Origin of the sequence: Paenibacillus polymyxa (genome assembly GCF_018614975.1) — a bacterium.
Lineage (GTDB): Bacteria > Bacillota > Bacilli > Paenibacillales > Paenibacillaceae > Paenibacillus > Paenibacillus polymyxa_E.
Genome location: NZ_JAGGNR010000037.1, coordinates 95,102 through 102,058 on the forward strand (window position 1 = coordinate 95,102; position 6,957 = coordinate 102,058).

Genomic DNA, 6,957 nt, shown 5'->3' on the forward strand with positions numbered 1-6,957 from the left:
AGGCTGCACCCGTTAATTGTACCGTTACAATCTGCTCAACTGATGATGTTGTTTTCACCCATTGACTTTTACAATGAATTCAGGGCAGCAGAAGTTTTATAACCATCGCCTGCAGTCCACAATATGACGTGAGGTGATCTAATGATTGAACTATTGAATAAAGCTGAAATACAAGCCTATCTGAAACGGATCGGCATAGATGGTATAAAGAAACCTACACTGGAATTCTTATTTGAACTCCAACGAGCACATGTGCAATATTTATCCTGGCAAACGGTCGATATTTATGCAGGTCGTCCTGCGGGAATCAGTCTTCAAGAATCGATTCAACTTATATTACAAGGCCGCAGCGGCTACTGCTTTCATCTAAATGGTGCCTTCAGTGTTCTTCTCCGCTCTCTCGGTTACACAGTCGATTGGCATCGCGGGGGAGTACAGCCTCATGGCGAACAACCCCGTGTGAACTCATTCCATCTCGGTCTATCTGTCCTTCTGCCGGATGCTGACCCGACAGTTGAGCGTTGGATTGTAGATGCAGGTCTGGGCGGAATGCCCTTTGAACCTCTGCCACTTCGTTATGGAACCTATGGCTCAGCTCCGTTCACGTACCAATTGATGCCTTCATCTGTTGTTGCGGGCGGGTGGCGACTCGAATATGAACCGAATGGACCAAGCGAGGGTGTGGACTATGCTCCTGAAGCAATCACCAGCCTGGAAGAGTTCATTCCCAAACATGAATTCTACAGTCGAGCGGCCGAATCACCTTGGCATAACGCATTTTTGCTTCGTCAGCGGGATGAGATCCGCAGTCATGAACTACGTGGATGTATGCTTCGAACACATGATATCGAAGGAATCCGGAAAACAGAGATCCGGAATTATACCGAGTGGCGTAACGTATTAACTGAAATATTCCATGAACCCTTGGTGAACTACAGCGAACTGGAATGCCAGGACATGTGGGAACGAGTGCAGGCTGCGCATACGGAATGGAAACGAGTACAGGAAGCATGAAGAGGAAGATGCAGAACCTGAGGCCTTAACATGAAAAGTGAGACAAGCGGCTTGCTTGTTAGGGGCATCCGTATAGTAATGAATTGGGAAGAAGAGTTGAGGTTCCATTCCATATAAAGGAAAGTTATTGGTCCACGCCGAATATGTCCTCAGGTGATTAATAATGATAACTATTCGTGTGCTCCAAGTTCCAGAAGTATTGCCCGAGGCGTACTGGAATCATTTTCTGTCACAGGTCTCTGCCGAGCGTCGTGCCCAGGCTTCGCGTTTTGTGCGCCAGGCTGACGCGTATCGCTCCGTGCTGGGAGAGATATTGACTCGTGTGACTTTGAGCAAGTTAACTGGACTGAGACCTGCTGAGCTTTCTTTTACCCGTAATTCCTACGGCAAACCTTCACTCAGTCACCATTCGAATGTACAATTCAACGTCTCCCATTCTGGTGATTGGATTGCTCTGATCTCCGGCAGTACAGATGAACTGGGCGTGGATGTGGAAAAAACAGCTCCCATTGACATGCAGATTGCAGAGCGTTTCTTCTCTCCTAAGGAGAGCCAGTTCTTGGCTGCCAAGCCTGACGATCGTCGGCTGGAGACCTTCTACCGTCTATGGACGCTGAAGGAAAGTTATATCAAGGCAGTCGGTATGGGCCTGTCCATACCACTGGACTCCTTCGCCATCCTTCCTGATGAGCGGGAAGATTGGCATTGTAAACTGGCTGCGGCACATCGCTTCTATAGTCAGCGTTTGGATGATCAGCATATGCTTGCAGCCTGTTCAGCCGGGGGAGAGCTACCGAGCAAGCCGGAGATCGTCACCTTGGAGGATCTGTATACAGAGTTAGTATAGAGTGTTGCTGGGCCTCAACGAATTGGAATCAGTTGAGTTTTGTAAGATGCCCCCATTAAGGAAATCCTGCTAAGGTTAATCAAAAAAGCTAACGACGTGAGTATCACGTGTTAGCTTTTTAGCTTTTGACTTTAAATCCACACTCCGTTTACGTCTCTGACGTATTGAATAGGATTAATCCCGGCTCCGCAATTTGCCAAGCAGACGGATGATCTCAATGTACAGCCATACCAGCGTCACCAACAATCCAAATGCACCGTACCACTCCATGTACTTGGGCGCACCACGTTCAGCACCACCCTCGATGAAGTCGAAATCAAGGACCAGATTGAGGGCCGCCACAATGACGATAACGACCGAAATACCGATGCCGATCAAGCTGTTATCATGCAGATAAGGAATCGAAATTCCGAAGAAACCAAGGACAAAGCTCAACAGATACATAATCATGATACCGCCAGTTGCAGCCACGACCCCAAGCTTGAAGTTTTCCGTAGCTTTGATCAATCTGGTTTTGTATGCCACCAGCAGAGCGATGAATACAGCCATGGTCAACAGAGCCGCCTGCAAGGTAATTCCGTTATACAGGGACTCATAGGTTGCAGAAAGTGCTCCCAGGAATAAGCCTTCTGCCACAGCATAGACGGGTACTAGATACGGTGCCGCTACAGGTTTGAACGAAATGACAAGTGCCAGAATGAAACCAACGATTAATCCGCCATAAGCGAGCGGCATCACTTGTTGTCCGTTAAAGAACATCATCCAGGTTGCAAATGCACTACCCAGCAGAATCACAAGCGTAATAAACGCTTTATTCACCGTGCCGTTGATCGTCATGTAATTCTGATACCGATCTTCTCCATATCCTCTGTTTTCAAACGTGCTGTCTTTAAGTGCAGGGTTACCGCTACGACCGATCAACACAATCACCTCTTATATGTATTTGGTATATCTGTGATACTGTGATACTAAACTTGGCTTACTACGTTTCAAATTCTACAAGCTACTCCCTCGAAAAGATCGGGATGGCACTAGAAGGAATCGGATGCAATCCTTCGATTACATCCTTACCCACTGGCGCAATAATTAGGACATATGTCCCAGACATTGCATGTTCATGTGCTTTTTAAGCATCTTATTTGTACAAAACTTTATCTACATTGTATTTCGCACGCATCGTGTTGATGATATAGGTCTCGTAAATTTCACGATCTACCGGATCTTCAACCAGGCATACTTCGATCTTCGTTACTTCTTCACGGTGATTCTTGATTGGTGATACAGTGTCTTCAAAATGCTTTTTGATACGTGGTCTTAATTTACGTGCTTTCCCGACAAATAACAACTCTCCAGCGGCATTGTAAAACATGAAAATCCCGCCTAGTTCCCGGGTAATCAGGTGAAAATCAGTAAATCCATAAATGTGACTAAGCTGTGGATCAACCTGCTTTGTGATGGTTACATCCGGTGTTGGCACGGTAATATTAATCAATAGGCTCACTTCCTCATTATCTATAGGTTTAGATCTTATCACATATTATAAAGGGACACCATTTCATTCTATATGAAGTACAATTCACGCAATTTTCGCTATTACGACAAATATTTCAAAAAAAAGGTTAACTTCCCTGATTCAAAGTGGTACTATAGGGGTATGAGGAAGAAATTGGGCACTGAGACATACGTCTTTATATCTACCTCCGTCTATTGTACCCTATGATTGAAACTCTTTTTCATGCTGAATTCTGTTACGTGATCACGACAAGAGTACAGTTAGCAAGAACCCTAGCTTATAGATTGTGGATTCACCCTCTATTCGACCCTTGCAGCAAGCAAACGTAGAAAGACCTAGATTCATGATTTCACTGTAGATTTTAAGTATAACCTAGAAAGCCTGCAATTATAGTCGTACTGAAGTAAAATAGACACACGTAGAAGGTCAGATAGCTATCGATCCTAGAGACTAGTCATGCAATGCAAATGTAGAAATTATAGCAGCAGTACTATAGAAAATGGATAATGGATCAAGTTTCACCACCCGGCCCCGGCATACTGCCAGGGCTTTTTTGCGTTTGTGCGAACAACCAACCACACGCTCAGGGAAACAGAGGTATCGTGGTTCTTTCTGCGGGGTTTATAATATGGCAAGATACCAGTAGAGGGAGTGATGGGATGTATTCCGATCTGCAATTGACGGAGGACCGCCCTGTATATATACAAGTCAAAGATTATATGAAGCGATTGATGCTCAAAGGCGGCCTGCAAGCCAAACAAAAGCTGCCCTCGACCCGTGAACTCAGTACACTCATGAAGGTTAGCCGCAGCACGATCCTGCTCGCTTATGCCGAACTTGAAGATGAAGGTCTGATCTATGCAGTCAAAGGCAAGGGCAATTACGTCAGTGCCTCCATCGAAACACCTGAGGCAGCAGCAAGCTGGAAACTGGACTGGACGACAGAGGTAAGCGAGTATGCCATTCAGGCAGAGCGTTACGATCTGATGAAGCATGGCTCCGGAGCGGAGCGCGGTGAGATATCGTTTACCAGCATAGCACCGGATGAAAAGCTGTTTGATCTGCACAACGTGAAGCGGGCTTTTCTGGATCGCATGTCACTTGAAGGCGAAGTACTGCTGAATTACGGATATGCGCAAGGATACCGACCGCTGATGAACTATTTACTACGTTATATGGAGAACAAAGGTGTCGACCTCCATGGCAAAGACATCCTAATCACGAACGGATTCACGGAAGGTTTCGATCTGGTGCTTGGAGCGTTGCGCAAAAAAAGCGGCAAAGCGCTCTGCGAGAACCCCACGCACCACACAGCGATCAAAAACCTGAAGCTGCACCAGTTCCATCTAACCGGTGTGAATATGGAGCCGGATGGCCTGGACTTGAAACAACTGGAACATGAGCTTGAGGCAAGTCCATATGATCTGGCCTATCTGGTGCCCTCCTATCACAATCCAACCGGGATCGTGACATCCCCTGCGAAACGGGCGGAGATTATCAGGTTGATGAACCAATATCAAGTGCCGATCATTGAGGACGGGTTCAATGAGGAATTACGCTATTCCGGTTCCCACGTATCTCCCCTGATTGCCAGCATGGGCAAAGGCAATGGGCTGGTGTATTTAGGTAGCTTCTCCAAAGTCCTGTTCCCAGGACTGCGGGTTGGTTGGGTTATTGCGGATGCGGCGTTGATCGATTATCTGGAGAGTATGAAACGGGCACGCAGCATCCACACATCAACGCTGGATCAATCGCTATTGTATCAATATCTGAGCAACGGTAATTTCGAGAAATATCTGAAGCGAGCTCGCACGGAATATAAGCGAAAATATGAACTGGTTGTGCGCTGCCTGAAGCAGCATCTGCCAATGTGCCGAGTCTCCGGTGAGGGCGGCCTGCACCTGTTCGTGCAGTTTCCGTCCGAATACAGAACCCGTGAACTGCTGGCGGCCTGTAAAGTAAAAGGTGTGACGTTCACACCAGGGGATACTTTTTATCTGGAACCTGGTCAGGGTGTAAACACGATGCGTCTGGGTTTCTCCAGAGTCAGCGATGACAATATACGTAAAGGCATTCGCATCATTGGCGAGACAGCAGCTCAAATGAGATAAGGAGGATTCCACATGAAAGTTGGCGTGATTATGGGCGGTACATCTTCAGAGCGGGATATTTCCCTGCTCACCGGACAGGAGATGATTGCAAACCTGAATAGAGACAAATACGAGGTTGTGCCAATTGAGCTGAATACCAAGCGTGATCTAATCGACAAGTCAGCGGGGATCGATGTTGCACTGCTTGCCCTGCATGGTAAATACGGCGAAGACGGTACTGTCCAAGGCACACTCGAATCCCTGGGTATTCCCTACACAGGCTGTGGTGTGCTAGCAAGCAGTGTATGCATGGATAAAGACATGTCCAAACAGCTCATGCAGCATGCAGGTGTGCTTACCGGGGAATGGCTGCGGGTGAACCATATGGAGGAACTATCCTCTATTGCTGTTCAACAATTAACGTACCCCGTGGTGGTCAAACCCAATTCAGGCGGTTCCAGCATTGGTACCCAAGTGGTGAAGGAAGCTTCCGCCCTGCCCGCTGCCGTAGAGGCCGCCCTCGCCTGGGATGATACGGTTATGATTGAACAGTATATTGAAGGTGAGGAGATCACCTGTGCCATTCTGGATGGTAAGATGCTGCCGGTGATCTCCATTCGTTCAAACGCCGAGTTTTTCGACTATGCTTCCAAATACGATGATCACGGGGCCGATGAGCAGATTGTACAATTGCCTGTGGACCTTCACCATCGCGTTGAAACCGCGGCACTCGCCTGCTATCAGGTGCTGAAATGCAGCGTATACGCTCGTGTGGATATGATGATTCGGGAAGGCTTACCTTATGTACTTGAAGTAAACACGCTGCCGGGTCTTACCCGTAACAGTCTGCTGCCCAAAAGTGCAGCCGCTGCAGGCATTTCTTTTGCAGAGCTACTGGATACCATTATTGAACTTTCGTTGAAAGAGAGACCCCAGGAGGAGATACAATTATGAGTCTGGATGTAACCATTAGAGATAGCTCTACTATGGATCTGCAAGATATGGTCATTCTGATGGATCAGCTTGGTTATCCAACCACTTACGCGGAGATGGAGGAGCGTTATGCCCACATCGCTGCAGACGCAAACTTTACCACACTGGTTGCTGAAACACGCGGACGTGTAGTTGGACTGATCGGATTACAGACGTCTTATCTGTATGAAAAGAACGGAAGACACTGCCGTATCATGGCATTGGTTGTACACGACCAGTTCAGGGGCTCAGGCATCGGCCGTCAGCTTATTCTTGAAGCTGAGCAATGGGCAGCCACGCATAACGTGGATTCCTTGTCTCTGAACAGTGGCAATCGCCCAGAACGTGAAGCTGCACATGAATTCTATCGCCAGATGGGCTTCACAGCCGGGAGTACCGGGTTTAGCAAAAAGCCGCAGATTCTACAGCACACTTAACCTGCGGGATACGGGATACGCCCCCTTGAATATCAAACCAAAAAAAGAACGCCCCAATCCGCACATTGAACCGCTCCCTGTCAA

Annotated in this window: 7 protein-coding genes; 5 read left to right on the plus strand and 2 right to left on the minus strand. The window is 47.5% G+C overall.

The features are described 5' to 3' along the window. Positions 1-144 precede the first annotated feature (144 nt). Entirely contained in the window at positions 145-1,014 is an 870-nt protein-coding gene (locus J7E78_RS23725) for an arylamine N-acetyltransferase family protein (protein WP_215078580.1), read from the plus strand. A gap of 163 nt (positions 1,015-1,177) precedes the next feature. Continuing rightward, positions 1,178-1,861: a 4'-phosphopantetheinyl transferase family protein gene (locus tag J7E78_RS23730; RefSeq protein WP_215078546.1), complete on the plus strand. Its 684-nt coding sequence runs from the start codon at positions 1,178-1,180 to the stop codon at positions 1,859-1,861. Positions 1,862-2,035: 174 nt separating this feature from the next. Here the strand turns inward: J7E78_RS23730 and J7E78_RS23735 are convergent, their stop codons facing one another. Together J7E78_RS23735 and J7E78_RS23740 are read right to left on the minus strand one after the other, a co-directional pair. After that, a complete protein-coding gene (locus J7E78_RS23735; protein ID WP_215078548.1) occupies positions 2,036-2,782 on the minus strand; it encodes a Bax inhibitor-1/YccA family protein in 747 nt (248 codons plus the stop codon). Between the two features lie 214 nt (positions 2,783-2,996). Further along, the gene (locus tag J7E78_RS23740; protein ID WP_076213814.1) at positions 2,997-3,353 is read right to left on the minus strand and encodes a nucleotide excision repair endonuclease; all 357 of its coding nucleotides are present in this window, start codon (positions 3,351-3,353) and stop codon (positions 2,997-2,999) included. Positions 3,354-4,033: 680 nt separating this feature from the next. Here J7E78_RS23740 and pdxR point away from each other — a divergent pair. From pdxR to J7E78_RS23755, 3 genes are read left to right on the plus strand one after another with little or no spacing between them, the layout of a single operon-like run. Beyond that, positions 4,034-5,485 (plus strand): MocR-like pyridoxine biosynthesis transcription factor PdxR, encoded by a 1,452-nt coding sequence (gene pdxR, locus J7E78_RS23745; protein WP_215078550.1) that lies wholly within the window; start codon positions 4,034-4,036, stop codon positions 5,483-5,485. A gap of 12 nt (positions 5,486-5,497) precedes the next feature. Next, complete coding sequence (locus J7E78_RS23750; protein ID WP_215078552.1) at positions 5,498-6,418, plus strand: D-alanine--D-alanine ligase; 921 nt, start codon at positions 5,498-5,500, stop codon at positions 6,416-6,418. Further along, positions 6,415-6,873: a GNAT family N-acetyltransferase gene (locus J7E78_RS23755; RefSeq protein WP_251035220.1), complete on the plus strand. Its 459-nt coding sequence runs from the start codon at positions 6,415-6,417 to the stop codon at positions 6,871-6,873. The genes J7E78_RS23750 and J7E78_RS23755 overlap by 4 nt, the downstream gene beginning before the upstream one ends. Positions 6,874-6,957: the final 84 nt, after the last annotated feature.

Excerpts from the sequence above, each read along its gene's own strand:
- pdxR (WP_215078550.1), top strand. The coding sequence starts at position 4,034 with ATGTATTCCGATCTGCAATTGACGGAGGACCGCCCTGTATATATACAA.
- J7E78_RS23750 (WP_215078552.1), top strand. The coding sequence starts at position 5,498 with ATGAAAGTTGGCGTGATTATGGGCGGTACATCTTCAGAGCGGGATATT.
- J7E78_RS23755 (WP_251035220.1), top strand. The coding sequence starts at position 6,415 with ATGAGTCTGGATGTAACCATTAGAGATAGCTCTACTATGGATCTGCAA.
- J7E78_RS23730 (WP_215078546.1), top strand. The coding sequence starts at position 1,178 with ATGATAACTATTCGTGTGCTCCAAGTTCCAGAAGTATTGCCCGAGGCG.